This is a genomic window from Amycolatopsis sp. NPDC101161 (assembly GCF_044768185.1).
In the GTDB taxonomy this organism is placed as follows: Bacteria; Actinomycetota; Actinomycetes; order Mycobacteriales; family Pseudonocardiaceae; genus Amycolatopsis.
Map to the genome: position 1 here is coordinate 1965224 of NZ_JBIWPI010000002.1, position 23434 is coordinate 1988657.

26 protein-coding genes and 1 tRNA gene are annotated in these 23434 nt (G+C 70.0%); 12 read left to right on the plus strand and 15 right to left on the minus strand.

The features are described from left to right. The first annotated feature begins 32 nt into the window (after window positions 1-32). A complete protein-coding gene (locus ACIRSS_RS20745; protein WP_400897054.1) occupies window positions 33-1229 on the plus strand; it encodes an FAD-dependent oxidoreductase in 1197 nt (398 codons plus the stop codon). On the opposite strand, the gene dcd is transcribed toward ACIRSS_RS20745, so the two are convergent. Both dcd and ACIRSS_RS20755 read right to left on the minus strand, forming a co-directional pair. Next, window positions 1226-1807, minus strand: a complete 582-nt coding sequence (dcd, locus tag ACIRSS_RS20750) for a dCTP deaminase (protein WP_086671086.1) — start codon at window positions 1805-1807, stop codon at window positions 1226-1228. The two genes, ACIRSS_RS20745 and dcd, sit on opposite strands and share 4 nt — an antisense overlap. Before the next feature lie 23 nt (window positions 1808-1830). Beyond that, window positions 1831-3024, minus strand: coding sequence for an oxygenase MpaB family protein (locus tag ACIRSS_RS20755; protein WP_400897056.1), 1194 nt, complete (start codon window positions 3022-3024; stop codon window positions 1831-1833). Window positions 3025-3134: 110 nt separating this feature from the next. Between ACIRSS_RS20755 and ACIRSS_RS20760 the strand changes: the two genes are divergently transcribed. Further along, window positions 3135-3205: transfer RNA gene (locus ACIRSS_RS20760), tRNA-Gly, on the plus strand. Between the two features lie 47 nt (window positions 3206-3252). Here the strand turns inward: ACIRSS_RS20760 and ACIRSS_RS20765 are convergent. The 4 genes from ACIRSS_RS20765 to ACIRSS_RS20780 all read right to left on the minus strand — a co-directional run bounded on the left by ACIRSS_RS20765 (window position 3253) and on the right by ACIRSS_RS20780 (window position 6039). Beyond that, entirely contained in the window at window positions 3253-3645 is a 393-nt protein-coding gene (locus tag ACIRSS_RS20765; RefSeq protein WP_400897058.1) for a nuclear transport factor 2 family protein, read from the minus strand. Between the two features lie 111 nt (window positions 3646-3756). Next, window positions 3757-4944 (minus strand): RNA polymerase sigma factor, encoded by a 1188-nt coding sequence (locus ACIRSS_RS20770; protein ID WP_400897060.1) that lies wholly within the window; start codon window positions 4942-4944, stop codon window positions 3757-3759. Further along, window positions 4941-5291, minus strand: a complete 351-nt coding sequence (locus ACIRSS_RS20775) for a YciI family protein (RefSeq protein WP_400897062.1) — start codon at window positions 5289-5291, stop codon at window positions 4941-4943. The genes ACIRSS_RS20770 and ACIRSS_RS20775 overlap by 4 nt, the downstream gene beginning before the upstream one ends. A 97-nt stretch (window positions 5292-5388) precedes the next feature. Then, window positions 5389-6039 carry a hypothetical protein gene (locus tag ACIRSS_RS20780; RefSeq protein WP_400897064.1) on the minus strand — a complete coding sequence of 217 codons (651 nt, stop codon included), beginning with the start codon at window positions 6037-6039 and terminating at the stop codon, window positions 5389-5391. An 87-nt stretch (window positions 6040-6126) separates the two neighbouring features. Between ACIRSS_RS20780 and ACIRSS_RS20785 the strand changes: the two genes are divergently transcribed. Beyond that, window positions 6127-6504 carry a nitroreductase family deazaflavin-dependent oxidoreductase gene (locus ACIRSS_RS20785; RefSeq protein ID WP_400897066.1) on the plus strand — a complete coding sequence of 126 codons (378 nt, stop codon included), beginning with the start codon at window positions 6127-6129 and terminating at the stop codon, window positions 6502-6504. Between the two features lie 8 nt (window positions 6505-6512). Continuing rightward, entirely contained in the window at window positions 6513-7049 is a 537-nt protein-coding gene (locus tag ACIRSS_RS20790) for a GNAT family N-acetyltransferase (RefSeq protein ID WP_400897068.1), read from the plus strand. On the opposite strand, the gene ACIRSS_RS20795 is transcribed toward ACIRSS_RS20790, so the two are convergent. The 5 genes from ACIRSS_RS20795 to ACIRSS_RS20815 form a co-directional block, all read right to left on the minus strand. Continuing rightward, window positions 7039-7365 (minus strand): MmcQ/YjbR family DNA-binding protein, encoded by a 327-nt coding sequence (locus tag ACIRSS_RS20795; RefSeq protein ID WP_400897070.1) that lies wholly within the window; start codon window positions 7363-7365, stop codon window positions 7039-7041. The two genes, ACIRSS_RS20790 and ACIRSS_RS20795, sit on opposite strands and share 11 nt — an antisense overlap. A 37-nt stretch (window positions 7366-7402) precedes the next feature. Next, entirely contained in the window at window positions 7403-9097 is a 1695-nt protein-coding gene (locus tag ACIRSS_RS20800) for a bifunctional metallophosphatase/5'-nucleotidase (RefSeq protein WP_400897072.1), read from the minus strand. A 113-nt stretch (window positions 9098-9210) separates the two neighbouring features. Then, window positions 9211-9990 (minus strand): alpha/beta fold hydrolase, encoded by a 780-nt coding sequence (locus ACIRSS_RS20805; protein WP_400897074.1) that lies wholly within the window; start codon window positions 9988-9990, stop codon window positions 9211-9213. A gap of 51 nt (window positions 9991-10041) precedes the next feature. Continuing rightward, window positions 10042-11121 (minus strand): Gfo/Idh/MocA family protein, encoded by a 1080-nt coding sequence (locus tag ACIRSS_RS20810; RefSeq protein WP_400897076.1) that lies wholly within the window; start codon window positions 11119-11121, stop codon window positions 10042-10044. Between the two features lie 53 nt (window positions 11122-11174). Then, window positions 11175-11651, minus strand: a complete 477-nt coding sequence (locus ACIRSS_RS20815) for a GNAT family N-acetyltransferase (protein WP_400897078.1) — start codon at window positions 11649-11651, stop codon at window positions 11175-11177. Window positions 11652-11940: 289 nt separating this feature from the next. On the opposite strand from ACIRSS_RS20815, the gene ACIRSS_RS20820 reads away from it, so the two are divergent. Then, entirely contained in the window at window positions 11941-12567 is a 627-nt protein-coding gene (locus tag ACIRSS_RS20820; RefSeq protein ID WP_400897080.1) for a VanZ family protein, read from the plus strand. On the opposite strand, the gene ACIRSS_RS20825 is transcribed toward ACIRSS_RS20820, so the two are convergent. Next, window positions 12508-12684 (minus strand): hypothetical protein, encoded by a 177-nt coding sequence (locus tag ACIRSS_RS20825; RefSeq protein WP_364448178.1) that lies wholly within the window; start codon window positions 12682-12684, stop codon window positions 12508-12510. The two genes, ACIRSS_RS20820 and ACIRSS_RS20825, sit on opposite strands and share 60 nt — an antisense overlap. A 378-nt stretch (window positions 12685-13062) precedes the next feature. Continuing rightward, entirely contained in the window at window positions 13063-13737 is a 675-nt protein-coding gene (locus ACIRSS_RS20830) for a class I SAM-dependent methyltransferase (protein WP_400897082.1), read from the minus strand. 27 nt (window positions 13738-13764) lie between these two features. On the opposite strand from ACIRSS_RS20830, the gene mug reads away from it, so the two are divergent. From mug to ACIRSS_RS20855, 5 genes are all read left to right on the plus strand, one after another. Next, window positions 13765-14319 (plus strand): G/U mismatch-specific DNA glycosylase, encoded by a 555-nt coding sequence (gene mug / locus ACIRSS_RS20835; RefSeq protein ID WP_400897084.1) that lies wholly within the window; start codon window positions 13765-13767, stop codon window positions 14317-14319. A gap of 263 nt (window positions 14320-14582) precedes the next feature. Next, window positions 14583-15368: a response regulator transcription factor gene (locus ACIRSS_RS20840; protein WP_400897086.1), complete on the plus strand. Its 786-nt coding sequence runs from the start codon at window positions 14583-14585 to the stop codon at window positions 15366-15368. A gap of 138 nt (window positions 15369-15506) precedes the next feature. Beyond that, window positions 15507-17342, plus strand: coding sequence for an acyl-CoA dehydrogenase (locus ACIRSS_RS20845; RefSeq protein ID WP_400897088.1), 1836 nt, complete (start codon window positions 15507-15509; stop codon window positions 17340-17342). 134 nt (window positions 17343-17476) lie between these two features. Next, window positions 17477-17752, plus strand: a complete 276-nt coding sequence (locus tag ACIRSS_RS20850) for a GlsB/YeaQ/YmgE family stress response membrane protein (protein ID WP_400897090.1) — start codon at window positions 17477-17479, stop codon at window positions 17750-17752. Between the two features lie 147 nt (window positions 17753-17899). Then, window positions 17900-18193, plus strand: coding sequence for a GlsB/YeaQ/YmgE family stress response membrane protein (locus tag ACIRSS_RS20855; RefSeq protein WP_400897092.1), 294 nt, complete (start codon window positions 17900-17902; stop codon window positions 18191-18193). Here the strand turns inward: ACIRSS_RS20855 and ACIRSS_RS20860 are convergent. After that, complete coding sequence (locus tag ACIRSS_RS20860; RefSeq protein ID WP_400897094.1) at window positions 18183-19562, minus strand: MFS transporter; 1380 nt, start codon at window positions 19560-19562, stop codon at window positions 18183-18185. The genes ACIRSS_RS20855 and ACIRSS_RS20860 overlap by 11 nt on opposite strands. Before the next feature lie 110 nt (window positions 19563-19672). Between ACIRSS_RS20860 and ACIRSS_RS20865 the strand changes: the two genes are divergently transcribed. Both ACIRSS_RS20865 and ACIRSS_RS20870 read left to right on the plus strand, forming a co-directional pair. Then, entirely contained in the window at window positions 19673-20512 is an 840-nt protein-coding gene (locus ACIRSS_RS20865; protein WP_400897096.1) for a helix-turn-helix transcriptional regulator, read from the plus strand. Further along, window positions 20509-21216 (plus strand): leucine-rich repeat domain-containing protein, encoded by a 708-nt coding sequence (locus ACIRSS_RS20870; protein ID WP_400897097.1) that lies wholly within the window; start codon window positions 20509-20511, stop codon window positions 21214-21216. Before ACIRSS_RS20865 ends, ACIRSS_RS20870 begins: the two co-directional genes overlap by 4 nt. A 4-nt stretch (window positions 21217-21220) precedes the next feature. On the opposite strand, the gene ACIRSS_RS20875 is transcribed toward ACIRSS_RS20870, so the two are convergent. After that, window positions 21221-23113 carry a VanW family protein gene (locus tag ACIRSS_RS20875; protein ID WP_400897590.1) on the minus strand — a complete coding sequence of 631 codons (1893 nt, stop codon included), beginning with the start codon at window positions 23111-23113 and terminating at the stop codon, window positions 21221-21223. Window positions 23114-23434: the final 321 nt, after the last annotated feature.

Sequence of the window (23434 nt, forward strand, 5' to 3'; positions counted from 1 at the left end):
TAGTTTCTAAGAGATTCGAGGGGACGAACGACATGACCAAGGCGCTGATCATCGGGGGCGGCATCGCGGGCACGATCACGGCCATCGCCCTGCACGAAGCCGGGCACGAACCGGTGCTGTTCGAGGCGTACGACCGCGGCGCCGAGGGCGTCGGCGCGTTCCTCACGCTGGCGGTGAACGGCCTGGACGCCCTGCTGCCGCTGGGCCTCAAGGACGTCGTCAAGGGTGCGGGCTTCGACTCGCCGCGCATGTCGATCGGGCTCGGCAACGGCACGCGGCTGGCCGAGTTCTCCCTGGGCGGCACGCTGCCGGACGGCACGGTGAGCCAGACCGTCCTGCGCTCGGACCTCTACGTCGCCCTGCGCGACGAGGCCGCCCGCCGCGGGATCCACGCCGAATACGGCAAACGCCTGATCGGCGCGAGCCAGACGTCCGGCCAGGTCAGAGCCGAGTTCGCGGACGGCTCCCACGAAACCGGCGACCTGCTGATCGGCGCCGACGGGCTCCGGTCGCGCGTCCGCACGATCATCGACCCGGACGCGCCGGCGCCGCGGTACGTGCCGCTGCTCAACACCGGCGGGTTCGCCGAAGGCCTTTCCCTGCCGGACGAGCCCGGCGTGCTGAACATGGTGTTCGGCAAGCGGGTGTTCTTCTGCCACGTCGTCAGCCCGGACGGCCGCGTCTGGTGGTTCGCGAACCCGGCGCGCAAGTCCGAGCCGACCGCGTCCGAGCTGGCGACGCTGGCCGGCGAGAAGCTGCGCGCCGAACTGCTGCACCTGGTAGCACCCGACCGGACGCCGGCGACGGAGATCATCCGCGCGACCCGCGAGGTCTACCCGGCGTGGCCGACGTACGACTTCCCGTCGGTCCCGGTCTGGCACCGCGGCCGCATGGTGATCATCGGCGACGCGGCGCACGCGACGTCACCGGCGGCGGGCCAGGGCGCGTCGATGGCCATCGAAGACGCCGTCACGCTGGGCAAGTGCCTGCGTGACGTGCCGGACGTCGAGCAGGCGCTCGCCACCTACGAGCGTCTGCGGCGCGAGCGCGTCGAGGCCGTGGTCGCGACCGGGAAGCGCAACGGCGAGCAGAAGGTGATCGGCCCGGTCGGACGCGTCGTCCGCGACTTCTTCATCAAGCGAGCGTTCGCGAAGCCGTTCGACGAGGACCCGAACGCCTTCATGTGGGACCACCACATCGACTGGGACGAGAAGATCGCGGCCGCTTAGCGCCAGGTGTCGACGCGGTGGAAGTTCTTGTACGCCCGGCTCGGGGTCGGGCCGCGCTGCCCCTGGTAGCGGGACCCGGCCTCGCTCGAGCCGTACGGGAACTCGGCCGAGCTGGAGAGCCGGAAGATGCAGAGCTGGCCGATCTTCATGCCCGGCCAGAGCGTGATCGGCAGGTTGGCGACGTTCGACAGCTCGAGCGTGATGTGCCCGGAGAAGCCCGGGTCGATGAAGCCGGCGGTCGAGTGCGTCAGCAGCCCGAGGCGGCCGAGCGACGACTTGCCCTCGAGGCGGCCGGCGAGGTCGTCGGCCAGGGTGACGAGCTCGAACGTCGAGCCGAGGACGAACTCGCCCGGGTGCAGCACGAAGGGCTCGTCGCCCTCCTTCTCGACGAGCGAGGTCAGCTCGTCCTGCTGCAGCTGCGGGTCGATGTGGGTGTACTTGCTGTTGTCGAAAACCCGGAAGAACCGGTCGAGCCGGACGTCGATGCTCGACGGCTGGACCATGCCGGCATCGAAGGGGTCGATGCCGAGCCGGCCGGCGTCGAGCTCTTTGCGGAGGTCACGGTCACTGAGCAGCACGCCCGGCAGCCTATCCGGTGGAGTCAGGCGACCCGCATGTGCTGCGCGTAGGACGTGTCGGGCGCGAAGATCTTCTCGAGCCGCTTCGCGTACCCGCGGCGCCCGGCCTCGCCGATCCGCTCCTGCAGCGCGGTGGCGCCGGGGATGAACCGCCGCACGGTCTCGGCGGCGAAGTTCACCCCGGCGACGGCGACGATCGCGGCCTGCGCGACGGGATCGTTCGGCAGCCCAAGGAAGTCGGCGTTGGTCTTCCCGAGCACGAGCCGGCTGATCGACGAATGCACGGCGACGGAGACGTGCGACAGCACCTTCCCGACGGCGCCGCGCCCCTCACCGACGGCGGCGTTGGCCTCGATGAGCGCCTTCGCGAGCCGCTTCGAGTCGGCGTCCGGGATGAACTCGGTGGCGGCGAGCAGCCAGAGCAGGCGCCAGGCGTCCTCTTCGGAGGTGGGGAGCAGCTCGTCGTCGACGCCCATGAGCCAGCCGATGTACCGCCAGAGGTGCAGGATGTCGCCGCGTTCGCGCGCGGAGTAGCGCAGGCCGAGCAGCTGCGTGCCGAAGACGTAGACGAGGGAGAAGAGCAGCAGGGTGCCGGCGGTCTGCACCTGGTTGACGGGCCGGTCCCAGGCTTCGTAGTCCCAGTCGTCCCGCCGGTTCATCGCGGCGCGCACGTGGGCGTGCACGAGCCGGATCCGAAGAGCGGAGGCGTAGCCCTTTTCGCCGTGCTTGAGGGCGCCGGGGGTGGTGACGTCGATCCACCAGGCGGCGGTCTCGACGAGCCGCCGCGTGGCCTGGTATTCGATCTCCCCGGTCCCGACCAGGGATTTCGTGGCGCGCGAGGCGAGGTAACCACCCATCAGCGACATGTCGCCAAGTGGGAAGAGCCCGAGCAGCCCGGCCCGGGTGATGGCTTTGGCACCGCGGTCGAGCCGGTCATCGTCGACCCAGTAGGGCTTGGCGTCAACCTCGTCGAAGAAGTCCTTGAGCGGCCCTTCCGCGGCGGCGCGGTCGCGCAGCGCCTCTTCGAAGAGCCGCCGCCCTTCCCCTTTGGGCTGCCGCGCCATCCACGCGACGACGTCGTCGGCCCGCTGGTCCTGAACCTGCGCGAACTCCCGGATGCGCGCGACCTGCCGCTCGTCGCCCCGGATGTCCCCGTCGATGAACAGCCGCTGAGCCAGCCGGAACCCACCTTGCCGAAAGAGCTCGGGCTCATCCATGGCGCTCACCTCCGAGGTCGACAACAAGTGTTGTCACTTGAGGCGGAGGAGTCAAGGAGGGAGGGGTCTGGACATGGGGATCACGGCGCCGTGTATGCTGGCGACGCACTGCGGATGTAGTTCAATGGTAGAACATCAGCTTCCCAAGCTGAATACGCGGGTTCGATTCCCGTCATCCGCTCTCACCGAAAAGCCCCGGATGCGAATCCGGGGCTTTTCGCATTTCTTTCAGGCCCAGAAATTGTCGTCGGCGGCCTCGTCGCTCGAAACGTCCGTCAGTTCCGTGGCCTTGCCGTCGCGCATGCGGAAGACCAGTGCGTGGCGGGTGTCCAGCTGTTTGCCGTCGCGGGTGCCGGTCGAGTGGTAGACCGTGATTACTTCCTCGTCGTTCGCGTAGACCTCTTCCAGTTCCACTCGCAGCGTTCCGCCGCTTCTCTCGGCGAGCTGCCCGTACATCGCGAGGATCGCGTCGCGGCCTTTGTGGTCGCCGGAGAACTTGTTGTGGCCGGGCATGTGCTGCACGGCGTCCGGGGCGAGGAGCTCCGACAGCGCGGCGACATCGCCCGCGGAAAACGCCTCGTAGCCCCGGCGGATGAGTGTGGCGTTCTGGTGTTCGGCCATGGTTGACCTCCTCGGGTAGGACGTCCGTTCATCGAACGCGCCCGTCCGGACCACGGTCAAGACCCCGGTTTTTCACCGGCCGGTAAGGAAAACACCCACCGGCCAGTGAGTCTACTGTGGACTCAACCGACGGCGCAGGTGCGCCGCGTGGGCGGCGGGCAGACCGGTTTCCTCCGCGCGCTCCAAAGCCTCGGAAGCCGCCGGCGAACCCAAGCGGTGCAACAACTCCGCCCGGGACGCGTGCCACCACGGGTAGTCGTCCAGACCCGGCAGCGCGTCCACCAAAGCCAGCCCCGCCGCCGGTCCGTCCCTTTCCGCCACCGCCGCCGCGCGGTTCAGGCGCACCACCGCCATGTCCTGGATCGACAACAGCACGTCGTACCAGGAGATCACCGCGTCCCAGTTCGTTTCCGAATACGACGGCGCCAGGTCGTGGCACGCCGCGATCGCCGCCTGGACGACGTACGGATTCGGCGTCGACGGCGTCCGGCGCAACCCCGTCCCCACCAGCTCGACGCCCTCCTTGATCAGCGCGAAGTCCCACGCCGAACGGTCCTGGTCGGCCAGCAGCACCGGCACCCCGCCGGAAAACCTGGCCGCGCGGCGGGCGTCCTGCAGCAGCACCAGCGCCAGCAACCCCAGCGCCGTCGGCTCGTCCGGCATCAGCGACACCAGCAACCGGGCCAAGCGGACTCCCTCGACCAGGAGCGACTCGCGACCCGTGTAGCCCTCGTTGAAGATCAAGTACACCGTCGACGCGACGCCGGCCAGCCGCGAAGGCAGCTCTTCGGCGGGCGGCACCCGGTACGGGATCCGCGCCTGGGCGATCTTCTGCTTCGCCCGCGTCAAGCGCTTCGCCATCGTCGCCTCGGGGAGGAGCAGGGCGCGCGCCACCTCCGCGGTCGACAAGCCGCCCAACGTGCGAAGCGCCAAAGCCACCTGCGCGTCCAGCGACAACGCCGGGTGGCAGCACGTGAAGACCAGCCGGAGCAGGTCGTCGCGGACGGAGACCGGGTCCGGGTGCGGGTCGACGGCCGGCATCGCGTCCGCCTCCTTCCCGAGCCGCTTCGCTTCGCGGCGGACGACGTCGACCGCGCGGCGGCGGGCCGCCACCAGGAGCCAGCCGCGCGGGTTGTCCGGGACGCCGTCGCGCGGCCACGTCTCGAGCGCGCGCACGACGGCGTCCTGGACCGCGTCCTCGGCCCGGTCGACGCTGCCGGTGACGCGGACCAGCGTGGCCAGTACCCGGGTGCCCTCGTCCCGGACCAGCCGCGCGACCGCGTCCCCGGCGTGGGTCACTGGCCGAAGTCGACGACCGGCCGGACCTCGATCGCGCCGTCCCAGGCACCCGGGATGCGCGAGGCGACCTTGACGGCTTCGTCGAGGTCGGCGCACTCGATCAGGTAGAAGCCGGTCAGGGCTTCCTTCGTCTCGGCGTACGGGCCGTCGCTGGTGACGAGGTCGCCGCCCTTGCCGCCGGTGACGCGCACCGTCGTGGCGGTCGCCGTCGGGTACAGCGCCGCGCCGCCGCGGATGACGGCCTGGGCGCCGTCGTGGAACTCGTTGTAGTCCTTCATCATGTCCGCGGCCTCGGGCTTGGTCGGGTCGATGTCGGAGGCGTAGATGATGGCGGCGTACTGGGGCATGACTGCTCCTCACAGGTCCTGACCGGCGCCGATCGCCGGCTCTCACTGTAAGGACGAACGGCGCGGACGTCTCCGGGACAACCGCGCCGGAAAAACTTCAGCCCTCGACGAGCTCCCACTCGGAGTCCGGGGTCGCGCGGTCGTACACCTGGCCGGGCGCGGCCTTCAGCACCGTGCGGATGTCCGGGTACAGGCCCGCGACGTGCTCCAGCTCCAGGCCCTCGACCTCGAAGTCCTCCGCCTCGGGGACCTCGAAGCCGACGAACAGCCACGTGCCGTCCTGCTCGCGGACCACCTGGCGGACCGCGCGGACCGGCTGCTGCGGGCCCGTCGGGATCTCCGTCAGGCCGCTGCTGATCTGGGCCTCGTCGTCCGGCGAGCCCTCGAACTCCCAAGCCTCGCGACGCTGGGTCAGCAGGCGGATGTCCTCGTCCTCGTCGTCGGAACCGGTCACCGACGACAGCAGCCACGTGCGGCGCTCGGGGTCCCAGTCCGCGGCCATGCCCGTCGGCATACCGGCGAGAGCGGTCAGCTGCGGCAGCAGTTCGACGGCTTCGCGCAGCGACATCTTCCGGAAGCTCTCGCGGTTGACCAGCACGTCGTCGGACAGCTCGGTGCCGTCGCTGATGAACCAGTCGTCCTCGTCGTCCAGCACGACGAAGCCCAGCGCGTCCGGGTCGTTCACCAGGGCCAGCGCGATGATGACCGGCCCTTCCGGGTCCTGGCGCAGCGGCCATTCGGTCGACATGCGCCATATCCCACCATCGGGCGATCCGGCGGCCGGAGCCGGGGTCACCGCTCGATTAATTCATCGTGCGTTGATATTGTGGGGGTCATGGTGCTGCCCAAGGGACTCGCCCGCTTCAACCGCGTGGTGACCAACCGGATCAACAAGTACTTCGTGAACTGGGCGCCGGGTTTCGGCCTGCTCGTCCACAAAGGACGGAAATCCGGCAAGGAGTACCGCACGCCGCTGAACGTCTTCCGCAGTGACGACGGATTCGTCGTCGCGCTCACCTACGGTCCCGACACCGACTGGGTGAAGAACGTGCTGGCCGCGGAGAGTTGCACCATCATCACCCAGCGGAAAAATTACCGCGTGCACTCGCCCCAGCTCGTGCATGATGAGTCGCGCCGAGCGATGCCGACGCCCGTGCGCCAGTTCCTCGGCCTGCTGAACGTCCACGACTTCCTGCTGCTGAAGCGGGACTAGGGGGAGAAATGCTGCTCGAGGGGGAGCTCGTCCGGCTGCGCGCGCTCGAACCGGAGGACGCCGAGCGGATCCACGGGTTCGTGACCGACCCCGAGGTCGGCCGCTGGATGGAGAACGGTCACCCGCTTTCCCTCGCCCAGGTGCGCAAGCGCTGCGAAGAGCGCGCGGTCAACACGTACGACAAGGTCGTCCTCGGCATCGAGGCCAAGGCCGAGCGGAAGCTCATCGGCGTCGTCGACCTGCGTGACGCCGAGCCCGAGGTCGGCGAGGCCTACCTGGACATCTACATCGGCGACGCCGAATACCGCCAGGGCGGCGGCTACGGCACCGAAGCACTGCGCCTGATGTGCCGCTACGGCTTCGACAACATGCGCCTGCACCAGATCACGCTCTGGGTCGTCGCCGAGAACGACGTCGCCCGGCACGTCTACCGGAAGGTCGGGTTCGTCGAGGAGGGCCGGCACCGCGAGTCCTTCGTCGGCCTGAACGGCGAACGCCACGACATGATCCTCATGAGCATGCTCAAGGGCGAACTCACCTGGTGAGCCGGGGCGGCGCCTTCATCCGCCACGCCTCTTCGAGCAGCTCGCGCAGCTGATCGACGTCGACCTTCTCCAGGTCGACGATGATCGAGCCGTGGCCGTCGTAGTGCGGGGTCGTGAAGAAGGCCGCGTCGCCGGACTCCAGCAACGCGGCCTTCTCGTCGAGCCCGCACATCACGACCAGGCCGCCCTCGGCCTCGGTGCGCAGCCGCGCGAACCCCTTGCCCGCCACCTTCAGCGCGGGCGTGCGGTACCAGGTCGACGCCTCGGCCTCGGGGAGTCCCGAGGCCAGGCGTACGACGTCTTCCCAAGTCGGCATGGGTCCATTGTCGGCCCGCCGTCTTGGAAAAACCGGATCACGGCAGCTGGGTGACCCGGTCCGCCGCGGGCGGGGCCAGGTTCGGGTGGGCGCCCAGGTACGCGACCAGCGCGTCCAGGTCCACCGGTCCGCCGGCCAGGTTGGTGCCCTTGGTGAACTCGGTGAAGCCGTCCCCGCCGGCGGCGAGGAAGTTGTTCACCGACACGCGGTACGTCGCCGCCGGGTCGACCGGCGTGCCGTTGACCGTGATGTTCGAGACCCGCGAGCCCTGCGCCGCGGACGCCGACCAGCTGTAGTGCAGCGAGCTCGAGATCTGCAGGAACTTCGGGTTCACGCCCGGCGCCCACTGCTGCTCGAGCACGTTCTTGAGGTTCGCGCCGGTCAGCGTGATCGTCTGCATGATGTTCGAGAACGGCTGGACGGTGAACGCCTCGCCGTAGGTCACCACGCCGTCGCCTTCGCCGGCCGGCGACGACGCGTAGTTCAGGTCGGCGCGGATGCCGCCCGGGTTGGTCATCGCGATGACCGCGCTGTTCGACTGCGTGCCCGCGAGCTGCGCGTCGGCGATGACGTCGCCGAGCGCCGACTCGCCGGCCGCGTTGCCCGCCGCCTTCAGGTCCTGGGTGATGGTGCCGATCTGCCTGTTCGCGATCGGGCCGGACTTCGCCACGGCGTCGGCGACGAGCGCCGCCACGGCCGGGTCCGGCGTGACCGTCCGCGTGACGATCTCGTTGAACGCCTTGGTCTGCGACCGCACGACGTCACGCGTCTTCAGGTTGATCTTGAAGTCGACGACCGACAGCAGCCGGCCGAAGGACGCGCCCTGGATGACCGTGCGCGGCTGGCCGGCCGGGTCGTTGATCACGCAGTTGTACTGCTGGTGGCTGTGGCCGGTGAAGATCGCGTCGACCTTCGGGGTCACCGCCTTCGCGATGGCGCTGGCCGGGCCCGGCAGGACCTTGCAGTCGTTCGGGCCCTCGAGCTCGGTGCTGTCACCCTGGTGCAGCAGCACGATCTGCGCCTTGACCCCGAAGAAGTCGAGCAGGTCCGCGGTGCGGTTGATCGCTTCGACCTCGTCGCCGAACTTCAGGCCCTTGATCGCCTCCGGCGTGACGACCGACGGCAGGTCCTTCAGCGTGGCGCCGATGACGCCGATCGGCACGCCGCCCTCGAACTTGACGGTGAACGGCAACAACGCGGGCAGGCCGTTGGTGAAGTACACATTGGACCCGAGGAACGGGAACTTCGCACCGCTGAACGTCTTCTGGAACTGGCACCCGTCGGTCGGGTGGCAGCCGCCGAACTGCATGCGCTGCAGCTCCTTGTAGCCCTCGTCGAACTCGTGGTTCCCGACCACGGAGCCGTTGACGCCCAGCATGTTCAGGAAGTCGATCGTCGGCTCGTCGTGGAACAGCGCCGAGGTCAGCGGCGACGCGCCGATGTTGTCTCCGGCGGACACGACGAACGAGTTGGTCACCTGCGAGCGAAGCTGCTTCACGTGCGTCGCCAGGTAAGCGGCGCCGCCGGCGTCCACAGTGGTCCCGTCGGACTGCCGGACGCGGCCGCTGGATCCGGCCGGCGGCTCGAGGTTGCCGTGCAGGTCGTTGAACCCGATGATCCGGACGTCGGTGGTGGGGTCCGGGCGCTGGCCCGCGGACGCGGGCGCGGCGGTGACCGCGGTCGTCGCCAGCGCGGCCGCGGCGAGCACCGCGAGCCGGGTTGAAAGCCTCATGCGTGTTTCCTCCGATTCGCGCCCAACGTCCCCAACGGGCGCACGGCGGAGGATTCTGCCTCGTGAAGCAGTCACCTACCAGGGTCAAAAGACGGACGTAAAGCGAATGTCACCTAACGGCTTCCATCGAGCAACACCCGCGCGACGAGTCCGGGGTCGTCGTTCATCGGCACGTGCCCGCAACCCGGCAGCAGCCGGAACGTCCCGTTTGGAGCGACCTTCCGCAGGTCGGCGACGCGGGGGCGGGCCAGGATCCGGTCGTGCTCGGCCCAGGCGATCGTCACCGGGACGCCGGTGACCGGCCCGGTGAAGCGGAAGTCCCCGCGCGACTGCGCGGCGGTGGGCTCGAAGCCCGGCGCGGTCGCGAGCGCGTGGGCGTCCTCGACGACGTCGTCCGGGGTCAGCAGCGCCGGCTTCCCGACGATCATCCCGGTCAGCGCCTTGCGCCCGGCCGGCGTCGCGGCGATGCGGCGCACGACGTGCGGTGGTGTGCGCTGAGCGAGCGCGCGGTGGGCCTTGAGCGTGGCGATCGCGTACATCTTCTGCGTGCGGTTCCACAGCCCGGCCGGCGACAACGCCGTGACGCTGCGGACGAGCCCGGCATGCCCGAGCGCGAGCGACAGCAGGCCGCCGAGCGAGTTGCCCGCGACGTGCGGCCGGTCGAGGCCCAGCTCGGTGAACAGCTCCTTGAACATCACCAGCGCCGGCTCGACGCCGTACCCGCCGGACGGCTCGGGCGACTCCCCGAAGCCCGGAAGGTCCACGGCGATGACGTCGCGATGCGGCGTGAGCAGCGGGAACACCGGTGCCCAGGCCTGACGGCGGTGCCCGATGCCGTGGATCAGCACCAGCGGCTCGCCCCGGCCCGCGCGGTCGTAGACAACGTCGTCCATCACCCGAGAGTAAGTCCGAGGCGAACAGAAAGCTACAACCGCCGGTAACAGTTACTCTGCGTCCGAGTGAATCCGCGTCCCGGTGTCGGCCGACCGCTGGACGGCGTCGAGCACGCGGTGCACGCCCAGCGCGTGCGCGAAGTCCGGCAGGTCGCCCTTCAGGTGCCGCGCGTAGGCGTGCGCGACGTTGTACGACGGCTCGGCGCTGCGCCCGGCCAGCTGCGGGAGCTCGTAGCGGGCGGGCACGGTGAGCTTCTCCAGCGTCCCGGTCCGGCTGCCGCGCAACGTCAGCTTCGCGATCCAGAACAGGGGGTCCGCGGCGGTGACGACCAGGGTGCCCTCGGTGCCGTTGATCTCCCAGTGGAAGTCCGTCGCCGGCGACGACCCGCCGCGCAGGTGCAGCGACGCGACGGCGCCGCCGTTCAGCACGCCGTTGACGGCGATCTGGTCCGGCGCGGTCATCGGGACCGAGTCGCCGGTGACCTCGTCACGCACCCGCGGCCGGACGGTCGCCATCGTCGCCGACAGCTCGGCGAACCGGCCGAGCACCATGTCGAAGGCGTCGACGGTGTGCGCGAACGGGATGGTCAGCATGGTCGCCCCGCCTTCGGGGTGCAGCTGGTAGTCGCGCCCGGCCCGGACCGACGGCCCCCAGTTGCCGCCCGAACCGATCAGCGACGTCGAGAGCACGCGGCCGACGTAACCGTCCTTGATGAGGTCGCGCAGGTAGCGCAACGCGGGCGCGGACCGGCCCTGCAGGCCGACCGCGGTCTGCTTTCCGCGAGCGGCTTCGACCAGCGCCTCGGTCTCGGCCAGGCTCGCGCCGAGCGGCCACTCGCTGAGCACCTGCTTGCCCGCGGCCAGCGCGGGCTCGATCAGCGCGCGGTGCTCGGACACCTTCACCGCGACGACGACCAGGTCGACCTCCGGGTGCCGCGCCAGCTCCCCGGCGTCGCCGAAGGTCAGCGGCACGCCGTACTTCTCCCCGGCCACCCGCGCCGTCTCGGCGCTGCTCCCGCTGAGCGCGCGGAGCTCGTAGCCGTCCACCGCGGCCAGCGCGGGCACGTGCGCGGTGGCGGCCCAGCCGCCGTTCGCGCTGAGCCCGACGATGCCGACCCGGACCGGTGCCATGAGCGTTCCCTTTCGTTGCCCTGCACAAGACTTCGACGTGCCGAGCGTCGTGGTCATTCCCGGGTGAGCGCAAGCCGCATCCGGTTACGTCTGCCTTTTCCGGTTATGACCTCCGACTCGCCGGTGTGGACGAACCCGAGTCGTTCGTAGACGCGCCGAGCGCGGTCGTTCCCCTCGAAGACGTGCAGGCCGATCGCGTCCGCGCCGGCTTCTTCGGCCGCTTCGCGAACGGCGTCCATGAGCCGGACGGCGACTCCGCGGCCACGCGCCTGTGGCGCAACCCACATCGAGAAGACGAGCCATTCCGGCTCGGCGGGCCAGCCGCAGACGAGCGCGACGGCGTCTTCGTCCTCGTCGAAAGCGGCGAACCAGGCGCGGTCGCGCAGCCAGTCACGCCACTCGCCGTCCGGCTTGGCGCGTTCGACGGCGACGAGCGAGCCGAAGTTCTCGGGGGTGTCCGCGAGCGCGCGAAGCCGGATTTCGCGCAGTACGGGGACATCGTCGGGCGTCAGCCGTCGCACGTGGACCATGCGCGCAGGTTCGCACGCACGCCGGGTTCGGTAACAGCCATTAACTCGGACGCGATGAGCCGGGCACTACGACGTGTGGGGGACGTATGGGCATCGAGGTCGTACTCGTGGTGCTGGCCGTCGTCGTGCTGCTGATCGGCGGCACGGTGTTCAGCGCGTGGCGATCCGAGCGCTCCGAGGACAGCGAAGACGACTGACCGATCGGCCCGGCGTTGGTCGGCCGACTGGCCGATGCGGTCGGGCTCTTCGACCGAAGTACCCGCGGGGCAAGATCCATAGCGTCGGTGGCATGACGAACGCACAGGTCACCGCCCTGCAGTACGGGTTCATCGGCTTCCTCGCGCTGTGGACCGTGGTGCTGGTGCCGCAGCTGATCACGCAGCTCGCGCGCTACGGCGGCCTGCGCGTCCGTGGCCTGCTGACGACCGCCGCGGTGCTGTTGTACGGGTGCATGACCCTGGCGGTCGTCTTCCTGCCGCTGCCCGGGCCGGGCACGCGCCGGCTGAGCCAGACCGTGCAGCTGCACCCGTTCCAGTGGATCACCGACATCCACACGGAGATGCTCAAACACGGGTCGCAGTGGTTCATGACGCAGACGTTCCAGCAGGCGTGCCTCAACGTGCTGCTGTTCGTCCCGCTGGGGGTGTTCGCGCGGGTGCTGTGGCGTCGCGGCCTGATCGGAACGCTCCTGATCGGCTTCACGGCGTCACTGCTGATCGAGCTCACGCAGCTGACGGCCAACTTCGGGACGGCACCGTACGTTTACCGCATCTTCGACGTGGACGACCTCATGAACAACACGTCCGGCGCGGGGGTCGGCTGGGTGTTCGGGGCGCTGCTGCTGGCGGTCCTGCGTTCACCGGTCGGCGTGCAGCCGGCCCGGAGCGAGCGGGTCCACTTCGCCGAGACGCGCTAGCCGCGCTTTCCGCTGCAGAGCGGCCCGCTTGGCAGCGCGCCGGTCTTCGAGGACGACGACAAGAGCGGCGACGGCGATGACCAGCGCGACGAGCCCGAGGATGAGCGGAAGCTGCACGAAATCCTCCTCGGTACGGCGCTGTGCGGGAGATCACACAGGGTACGCAGGTCAGTGGTGAATTCGCTACCCCCCGCGACGAAGGCGGGCGGTGAACCAGGTCCGACCAGGTTGCGCGGGCCGGATTCACCGAGGTCAGGGAGTGTTCGCCGGTCGGGTCGGCAGCAGGTGAACTCTCGAGTTCGCGGCGCGGACCGGCCGATCGAACCCGGCCCGAGGAGCTGCTGCCCCCTCCAGCCCCTCACCGGACAGCCCCCGCCCGTCCCTGGGGGGCGTCCCCGCTCCAGCGTATCGGCGGCCCCCGACAAAACCCTCGAAAAAGCGCGATGGCGGCCGAGCTGTCCACAACCGCGGAAGCCTGTGGACGGGATCGTGAACTCAGCCGGCTCGGTTGGCACGCTCCTCGCGATAGGGCCCGTCCGAAACCCGAGCGGTGAACCAGGTCCGTTCAGCGGTGAGCCACCGCTCGAAGACCAGGTCAGCCGAGGTCAGGACGGTCTCGAGCGCAAGACGGCGGCAGGTGAACTCTTGGCTCCACCGCCGTCCCCGCGCCGAATACCGGACGGTCGCCGACAGCAGATCGCCGTCCAGGACCACGTCGGCCAGCGAGATCGCGACCTCCCCGAGCCGCCCACCTTGCCCGGACGCGACCGAATCGAACCAAGAAGGCGGGTGCCACTCGACGATCGGCCGCCCCGAGGGCGCGAGGTGCCGCCTCGCGGCGGCGAGCATCGCTCGGCGGTCCGCGTCCACCGCCGTGTTGATCAGATGGCTCCCCAGCAGCACCGCGTCGAACGTCCGCCCGAGGTCCAGGTCTCCGATCCGCGCGCACACCGTCGGAGCCCGGACGTGCGCCAGCATCGCCGGCGAATCGTCCACCGCGACCACCGGATGCCCCAGCGAAAGCAACGGATGCGTCACCCGCCCCGCCCCGCACCCCAGCTCCAGGATCGACGCCCCGGGCGGCACAGCCCCGTGCACGATCTCCGGCTCACCGGCCGCCGGCAGCAGCAGGTAGACCTCGACGGGACACCCGTCCGCGGTGACTTCCACCAGACGAGCATGCCGGAAACTGGGCACGTGAGACCCACCAAGGACCAGCTGGCCGCCGCGCGGGACACGACCATCCCGGACGTCATCGCGCCCGGTCTCGACGTCCTCTTCTGCGGCATCAACCCCGGCCTCTACTCCGGCGCGCTGAAACAGCACTTCGCCCGTCCCGGCAACCGGTTCTGGCCCGCCCTCCACAACGGCGGCTTCACGCCCCGCCTGTACAAACCCGCGGAACAAGACCAGCTGCTCGACCTCAAGCTCGGCATCACGAACGTCGTCGCGAGAACGACCGCCCGCGCCGACGAGCTCACCGCCGACGAGTTCCGGGAAGGTGGCAAGCTCCTCCGAGCCAAGGTCGAGAAGTACCGCCCGCGGTGGCTCGCCGTCGTCGGGATCACCGCCTACCGGACCGCGTTCGGCTTCCCGAAGGCGCGCGTCGGGCGGCAAGAGCACCGGATCGGGGACACCCACGTGTGGGTGCTGCCGAACCCGAGCGGGCTCAACGCGCACTGGACGCCGGCCGGGCTCGCGGCCGAGTTCGCGGAGCTGCGGGCCGCATCCGATGACTGTCGAAATCGTTGAATACGGGGTGAGCCACCCTCAGTAGCCCCAACCGCTCCATCGGGTCCTCCCCAGCCCGGTCGAACCGTCCCTTCAAGATCGTCTTCTACTCAAAGTTTGCTGTGACCGGCGGATTGGGCCATGAGGGGTAATTGGCGTCATGAGCTGCGCAATCGCGACTCGTACCAAGCAGGAGGAGTCACTTTTGGCCGGTCCCGGCAGGGGGGACCGGACGGCGCCGGGAGGCGCCCCCAGGAGCGACGGCGCAGAGACGGAGGCCCACGATGCACGGCATCGAGCCCACCCGCAGGCCCATCGGGCCGGCCGGACCCGGCGGGCGCAGTCTCGGCGTGGCGGTCGTCGATCCGGTCCCGATCTTCCGCGACGGCCTCGCCGCGCTCGTCCACCGCAGCCAGGGGCTGCACTGGGCGGGCCAGGCGGCCAGCCACCACGCCGCGCTGCAGCTGTGCGAGCAGGTCAAGCCGGACGTCGTCGTGCTCGACTCGGCGCTCGACCCGAACTGCCACCTGACGAAGCTGCTCAACGCCGGCGACCCGGCGCTGATCCTGGTCACGCTCATCCGGGACACGAACCGCACGCAGCAGTACCTCGCGGCCGCGATCGCCGCGGGCACGCACGCGATCGTGCCGCGGTCGATCGATTCGCGACGGCTCGCCGAAGCGATCCGCCGCGCCCACACCGAGCGCCGGTACATCGATCCGGCGCTGGCCGCACTCACCGCCCGGCCGAAGCGGGCGACCGTCCCCAAGGGCGACCTCGCCCACGACAGCCCACCGGCGCCGCGCGGCGGGATGCCGCTGTCCCGGCGCGAGTACCAAGTGCTCCAACTGGTCGCCGAGGGTCTCGAGAACTCGGCGATCGCGAAGCTGCTGTTCCTGTCCGTCGAAACGGTCCGGACCCACGTCAAGAGCATCTTGCGGAAACTGTCCGCGCGGGACCGCACGCACGCCGTCACCATCGCCTTCCGCGGCGGGATCCTCGTCGCCCGGGCGGAGGACGGCCACGTGCCGGTGACTGCCGACACAACGGCCCTCCCGGGCCAGCGCTGACCCCTCGAACACCCGGATTTCCGCACTCGGAAGTGCGGATCTGCTTGCTCTGGTTACCCGCAGGTAATATCCTGAAGTTACCGGCGAGTAAGGCGAACATGTGCCCGGCCGGGGAGCCGAACACATTGGAGTGACGACATGGGCCACTACAAGAGCAACGTCCGAGACCTGGAGTTCAACCTCTTCGAGGTCCTGGGCGTGCAGGAGCGCCTGGGCAAGGGTGTGCTCGCCGAGTCCGACGAGGAGACCGCCCGCGGGGTGCTGTCCGAGCTGAACAAGCTCGCGACCGGCCCGCTCGCCGAGTCCTTCGCCGACGCCGACCGCAACCCGCCCGTGTACGACCCGAAGACCTTCAGCGTCAAGATCCCCGAGTCGTTCAAGAAGAGCTACCAGCAGCTCCTCGACGGCGAGTGGTGGCGCCTGGGCCTGACCAACGACCTCGGCGGCTTCGGCCTGCCCCCCACGGTCCAGTGGGCCGCGTCCGAGCTGATCCTCGGCGCCAACGCCCCGCTGTTCATGTACATGGCGGGCCCGAACTTCGCGATGATCGTGAACAAGAACGGCACCGAAGAGCAGAAGCACTGGGCCCAGATCATGATCGACCGGGCCTGGGGCGCCACGATGGTGCTGACCGAGCCGGACGCCGGCTCCGACGTCGGCGCGGGCCGCACCAAGGCCACCAAGCAGGAGGACGGCTCCTGGCACATCGACGGCGTGAAGCGGTTCATCACCTCGGCCGAGCACGACATGAGCGAAAACATCATGCACCTCGTGCTGGCGCGCCCGGAGGGTCCCGGCATCGAGACCAAGCCGGGCACCAAGGGCCTGTCGCTGTTCCTCGTGCCGAAGTTCCACTTCGACTCGAAGACCGGTGAGCTGGGCGAGCGCAACGGCGCCTACGTCACGAACGTCGAGCACAAGATGGGCATCAAGGCCTCGACGACGTGCGAGCTGACCTTCGGCCAGCACGGCACCCCGGCCAAGGGCTGGCTGCTCGGCGAGGTGCACGACGGCATCGCGCAGATGTTCCAGGTCATCGAGTACGCCCGGATGATGGTCGGCACCAAGGCCATCGCGACGCTGTCGACGGGTTACCTCAACGCGCTCGAGTACGCCAAGGAGCGCGTCCAGGGCGCCGACCTGCCGAACATGCTGAACAAGGCCGCCCCGCGCGTCACCATCACGCACCACCCGGACGTCCGCCGCTCGCTGATGCTCCAGAAGGCGTACGCCGAGGGCCTCCGCGCGGTCTACCTGTACACCGCGTCCTTCCAGGACCAGCTGTGGACCGGCGAGGGTGACCAGAAGGTCGCGCACGGCGTGAACGACCTGCTGCTGCCGATCGTCAAGGGCGTCGGCTCCGAGCGCGCCACCGAGCAGCTCGTGCAGTCGCTGCAGACCCTGGGCGGTTCCGGCTTCCTGCAGGACTACCCGATCGAGCAGTACATCCGCGACGCCAAGATCGACTCGCTGTACGAGGGCACCACCGCGATCCAGTCGCTGGACTTCTTCTTCCGCAAGATCGTCCGCGACAAGGGCGCGTCCCTGGCCTTCGTCGCCGGCGAGATCACGAAGTTCATCGAGTCCGAGGCGGGCAACGGCCGGCTCAAGAACGAGCGCGGGCTGCTCAAGCAGGCCCTCGAGGACACCCAGGGCATGCTGGGCTCGCTGATCGGCTACCTGACCGCGTCGCAGGAGGACCCGCAGAGCATCAACAAGGTCGGCCAGCACACGGTCCGGCTGCTGATGTCGGTCGGCGACCTGCTCATCGGCTGGCAGCTGCTCAAGCACGCCGAGGTCGCGATCGGCAAGCTCGACGCGGGCGCGTCCGCCAAGGACGTCCCGTTCTACGAGGGCAAGATCGCCGTGGCGTCGTTCTTCGCGAAGCAGGTGCTGCCGGAGCTGACCTCCCGCCGCGCCATCGTGGAGGCCGCCGACAACGCGCTGATGGAGCTGGACGAAGCCGCATTCTGATGGTCACGAAACGGGCTCTCCTCGCGTGAGGAGGGCCCGTTTCGTGTTTCAGGACCGGACAGCGCGGGCATTCCGCTCACCGAGTCCGACGGACCCGAGTGGCCGGGTTCGCGGATCCTTGAGAGGAGAAAGTGATGACTGTCGCCGGCATCGTCAGCGCACTCATCGTCGGGCTGATCATCGGTGTTCTGGGCCGCCTGGTCGCTCCCGGCAAGCAGAGCATCCCGATCTGGCTGACCATCGTGATCGGTATCGTCGCCGCCTTCATCGGCACGGCCATCGCCCGCGGTCTCGGCTACGCCGACACCCCCGGCATCGACTGGCTGGAAATCCTGACTCAGGTCGTCCTCGCCGCGATCGGTGTCAGCATCGCCGCCGGCGCGTATGGACGCCGTGGCGTGACCAGGTAACACCTCGGACCCCGGCCCGGTCCGGTTCGCCGTCGGGGGCGAACCTGACCGGGCTTTTCCGTGTCTCACTCCTTCGGGGGTCTGCGCGGGCGACGCGCCGGGATCGGTGCCACCGTGGCGCTTATCGCGCTATCCGAGGAGGCAACCGTGCTCGGCGGACTTTGGGGCATCATCTCGACGATCATCGTGGGCCTGATCCTGGGCGTGCTCGGCCGCTTGTTCGCCCCGGGCGACCAGAAGATCCCGATCTGGCTGACGATCGTCGTCGGCATCGTGGCCGCGTTCATCGGCAACTGGCTCGCCGGGGTGTTCGGCGTGCGCGACACGTCCGGCATCGACTGGATCCGGCACATCTTCCAGGTCGTCGCGGCCGTCGTCGGCGTCATCGCGGCTTCGGCGATCTACGCCCGGGTCAAGGGCGGTCACCGCACTACCGCCTGAGCGACAGGCCTGCGCCGACGAGCAGCAGCGCGGCGGCGCAGGTCATCGCGGTGGTGAGGGCGGTCGCGGACGACGTCACGGCCAGGGTCAGGAACAGGCTGCCGAAGGTGGCCACGCCGACCACCTGGCCCAGCTGCAGCGTGGTGGTCAGCAGGCCGCTGACGTCCGCCGCGCGCTCGAGCGGTACGTGGGTCAGCGCGTTCACCATCAGCGAGCCGAACGCGGGTCCCATCGACAGCCCGAACAGCAGGAGCGCCACGAAGAACAGCGTCCCGCCGTCCCGGCCCAGCCCGAGCAGCGCGTAGGCGACCGCGGATCCCACGTAGCCGCACGGGGTCAGCCAGGCGTGCACCCGCCGCGGCAGCCGGTTCCAGAAGAACCCGCAGAGGCCGAAGACGACGCCACCCGGCGCCATCGCCAGCCCGGCGGCCATCGCCGTCTTGCCGAGGCCCGACTGCAGGTGCAGCGACACGCAGAAGAGGAACCCGCCGTAGGACGCGACTCCCGCCGCGAGCGTCGCCAAGCCCGGGGCCACCCCGCGGATCTTGAGGACGGCGAGGTCGACGAGCGGGTCGGCCACCCGGCGTTCGACGACCACGAACAGCACGGCCAGCAGCGCGCCCACCGCGACCGAAACGAACGTCCAGGCCGGCCAGCCCGTCTCGTGCCCGAGCACCAGCGGCAGCACGACGAGCACCACCGACGGCACCGCGATCGCGAGCCCGGCGAGGTCGAGGCGACGGCCCGCCTTCGCGATGCCGCCGGGCACCAGCCTGGCGGCGAGGACGGCCACGAGCACGCCGAGCGGGACGTTCACCAGGAAGATCGGCCGCCAGCCCGTCCCGAACAGGTCCGCGCCGACGAGCACGCCGCCGAGCACCTGGCCGGCCACGAACGCGACCGAGATGACCGCGGTGTACGCGCTGAGCGCTTTGGCCCGCGCGGCGCCGGTGAACTGCGCCTGGATGAGGCTGATGACCTGCGGCATCATCAGCGCGGCGCCGGCGCCCTGGGCGATCCGGGCGGCGATGAGGATCTTTTCGTCCGGCGCCAGGCCGCAGAGCGCGGAGCAGACGGTGAAGGCGATCGTGCCGCTGACGAACAGCCGGCGCCGGCCGTACAGCTCGCCGAGGCGGGCGCCGGTGATGAGCAGCATCGCGTAGCCCACGGTGTAGCCGGAAACGACGAGCTGCAGCGCGGCGCCGGACGCGTGCAGGTCGGTGCGGATGTCGGTCATGGCGACGTTCACGACGGTGACGTCGAGCAGCGCCATGAACTGGCCGAGCAGCAGGACGGCCAGCATGAACCACGGCCGCCGGTCCGGCCGGGCTTCCCGGTCCGTGGCCGGGGCAGGGGTGGTCAGAGTCATGGCTCCGACCTTGGGGTTCTTCGGTTGTCTTCGGAGAGAGCCTGCGGATGCTGGTACTGCCAGCACCCGCTTCCCCGAAAATTGTCGTACCCCTCGGGCACGATGTCCGCATGACCCAGACGCAGGTCCACACCAGCCGCCGAGAGGAACTCGGCCAGTTCCTCAAGGCGTGCCGGGCGCGGATCGGCCCGGAGGAGGTCGGGCTCGCGCCCGGCCCACGCCGTCGGCTCAGCGGGTTGCGCCGCGAGGAGGTGGCGCTGCTCGCCGGCGTCGGCGTCACTTGGTACACGTGGCTGGAGCAGGGGCGGCCGATCAACGCGAGCTCGCAGGTGCTCGACGCCGTGGCGCGCACGCTGCGGATGGAAGCCCCGGAGCGGGAGCACCTGTACCGGCTGGCGGAGCTGACGCCGTCGCGGCTGCCGTCGACGGTGGAAACGGTGCCGGACACCGTGCGCGAGGTGCTGCGCGCGCTCGACCCGCTGCCCGCCACGGTGGTCAACGGCCGGTTCGACATCCTGGAGTCGAACGCGGCCCAAGAGGAGCTGTTCTGGGAGTGGCACAGCTTGCCGTGCCTGCACAAGAACCTGCTGTGGTGCTGCGTGACCGAGCCGAACGCGCGGCGGTTCCTCGTGAACTACGACGAGGAGGTTCCCTACATGGTCGCGCGGATGCGGGCCGAGTACGGCAGGCACGTCGGCGACCCGTCGTGGGAAGAGGACATCCGCCGGTTGTCGGCGCTGAGCCCGGAGTTCGGGGAGCTGTGGGCCCGGCACGAGGTCGCCGAACCCCAGGCCCGGCTGCGGCGGATCAACCACCCGCAAGCCGGCCGGATGGACCTCCGGCTGACCGAGCTGGCGGTGTCCGAGGCGCCGGGACTGCGGATCCAGGTGTCCACTCCGGACGACGCGCGCAGCTGGGCGTCGCTGCCCCGGACCAGGCGGCCGTCATGACGTCAGTGGAGCTGAGCGGCCAGGGGCTGACGTCGGTGCCTTCGCTGCCCCCTGGGGTGACGCGGCTGGATCTGTACAAGAACTCGCTTACGGCGGTGCCTTCGTCGCTGTGGACGCACACCGGCCTGGAGGTGCTCAACCTGGCGGCGAACCGGCTTTCGTCGCTGCCACCGGGCATTTCGGCGCTGACGTCGTTGCACACGCTCGACTTGGCGCACAACGAGTTCGACGCGCTGCCGGACGAGCTGGGCGACCTGGCCGGGCTCACCGAGTACCTGTACGTCAGCGACAACCGGCTTACGTCGTTCCCGGTGGCTTGGTGCCGGTTGAGCCGGCTGCGGTACCTGGGCTGCACGGACAACCGGTTGAGTTCGCTTCCCGCGGATCTCTCGGGTTTCGCCGCGCTGCGCGAACTCCGGCTGTACCGCAACGAGCTGGCCGCGCTGCCGGAGTCGATCGGTGCGCTCGGCGCGTTGCGGGAGCTGCACTTGCGGGGCAACCGCTTGACGGCGTTGCCTTCGTCGATCGGGTCCCTCGGCGAGCTGCGTCAGCTCGACCTGCGGGAGAACCTCCTGGAGACCCTGCCCGCGTCGGTCGCTCAGCTGTCCAAATTGGACAAGCTGGATCTGCGGTGGAACAAGCGCTTCCGGGAGCCGGCGTGGCTACGCGACTTCGAGGAGGCGGGGTGCATGGTCCTTCGCTGACAACTCAACAGAGGATGGTCGGACGCGGACCGTAGGTCGCCGTGTGCGACGTCCGGCGGACCTCGGCGCCGCTCGCGACGTCGTAGAGCACGCGCGTGTCGGTGACGCTGAAGCCGGACGTGCCGATCGACGGCTGGCACGGGGTGGTGCCGCCGAACTGGACCGGCGGGGGATCCCCGGGGGTTTGCGCGCCGGTCTGGCTCTCGACGCGGTAGTGGCGGGTGCCCCAGATCCGGACGGTCACGGAGTCGCCGGAAACCGTGGCCTGGATGGCGAACCCGGTCGGCGAGTCGTTGGTCAGCTTGAGCTCGACGGGGCTGCCGTCGGCGTTGACGGCCTTGGCGTCGCGGCCGGCGGGGTAGCGGTCGAGGTAGTGGTCGTGCTCGAGGTGACCGCCGTCGGTCAGGCCCGCGAGGTAGCCGGCGTTGTACAAAGTGGACGCGAGCTGCGAGACGCCACCGCCGACGACTTCGGCGCCGGTGCCGTCTTCGTCGACCGGGGCGGGTACGTAGCCGGCGTCAGCGGTGCGGGCGCCGGAGCGAGCGCCAAGGCTGAAGGTCTCGCCGGGCTTGACGATCGTGCCGGACACGCGGTCGGCGAGCGTCCGGTTGTTCGTCGCGGCGGGGCCGGCCAGGCCCCCGGTGGTGAACTGGCCGATGACCTCCTTGATGCCGAGTGCGCTGGCGGCGTCGGTGGTCACGCTGGGGCTCGACGCGCTGTAGACGACGGGGAGGTCGCGGCCGTCGGTCTTCTTGAGCACGTCGATGAGCGGCAGGAAGGTCTTGTCCCAGTTGACCTTCCGGGCGTCCTCGGACGGCTCGACGGCGGGCTGGTCGCCGGTGAAGACGATCTGGGCGTCCTTGCCGTCGGTCTCGGTGCTCGCGAGGGCGTCCTTGAGCGCGGCCTGCAGCTTGCCCTGGTCGATCCGGACCTCGACGGCCCCGCCCTCAACGGCGGCGAACTGGAACGACGACGCGATGGTGGCGGGCGTGAGCGGCACGTCCTTGCCCTGCCCGTGCACGACGACGGGCTTGGCGACGGCGGGCACGACGATCTGCTGGAAGGCCGCCTGCACCCCGGCGGCGGTCGCCTTCACGGGCGTGATCGCCATGCCGAGCTTGACCCCACCGGGGTCGAGCCAGTGGTCGGTGACGGTCCGCACGGCGCCGCCGAGGTCGGCCAGCTGCTGTCCCTGGCGCGGCAGGATGGGGTAGGGCGTGACGCCGCCGCCGCTGCCGTCGACGGCCATGAACCCGACCGAGCCTTCGGTGGCGGGGTGGTTCAGCTTGCCGTCGGCCAGTTCCCGCACGGCCTGGGCGACCTGGTTCGGATCGGTCTGCGTGGCGACCCCGACCTCGCGGCTGCTGAAGAAGGACATGATCCGCGTGATCGGGCTGAGCGGCTGGTGCCCGGCGAGCCCGAGGGTGTTCGGCCAGTCGAGCCCGAGCCCCGACTTCGAGGGCACGAGCTCGGCCTGGACATCCCCGGCATGGATGACGACGGGCTTGGTCAGCCGGGGCTCGAGTTCCTTGCGCAGCTTGGCTTCGGCTTCGGCGTGGGTGAGCCCTCCGACCTCGATCCCGGCAACGGTGACGCCGCGCGGCACATCCCCGGCGCTGGCGATCAGGTCGATGGCGTAGAGGATGACGAAGAGCCCGAGCGCGATCCCGATGGACATCATGGTCCGGGCCAGGCCCTTGCGAAGCTTCCGAGCCGGACTCTCGGGCGCGGGAGGTGGGGCGGGGGTTTCGAGGAGCTCGCCGAGAAGATCATCGGAGAAGAGATCGGTGGTGACAGCGGCTTCATCAACGGCGGGGACCGCGGCGGGCGGCGAAGGCGACTCGGCGACCTCGGCCGCGGGCGGGGCTTCGGCAGCCGGCTCCGCGGGCCAGACCACAGCAGGCGGCTCGGCGGCAGGCGATTCCGCGGGCTCCGGGGCCGCAGCTGTCTCGGCCGCGGCGGAGGGCTCCGCGGGCGCCGCGAAAGCGGGTTCGAGCGCAGCGGCGGGCGGCGAGGGGGCCTCGGCGGCGGGCGATTCCGCGGTCTCGGTGCCCTCGGCATGTGCCTCGGCCGCGGGCGGCTCAGCAGCGGGCGGCTCAGCGGGCGTTCCCGCTGCGGGTAGACCCGTGGTCCCGGCTTCCGGCGCGGCGGGCAGCTCCCCAGCGAGCACAGCCGAGCCCGGCGAGGCGTCCACCCCGGGCTCGCCGACGAGAGCTTC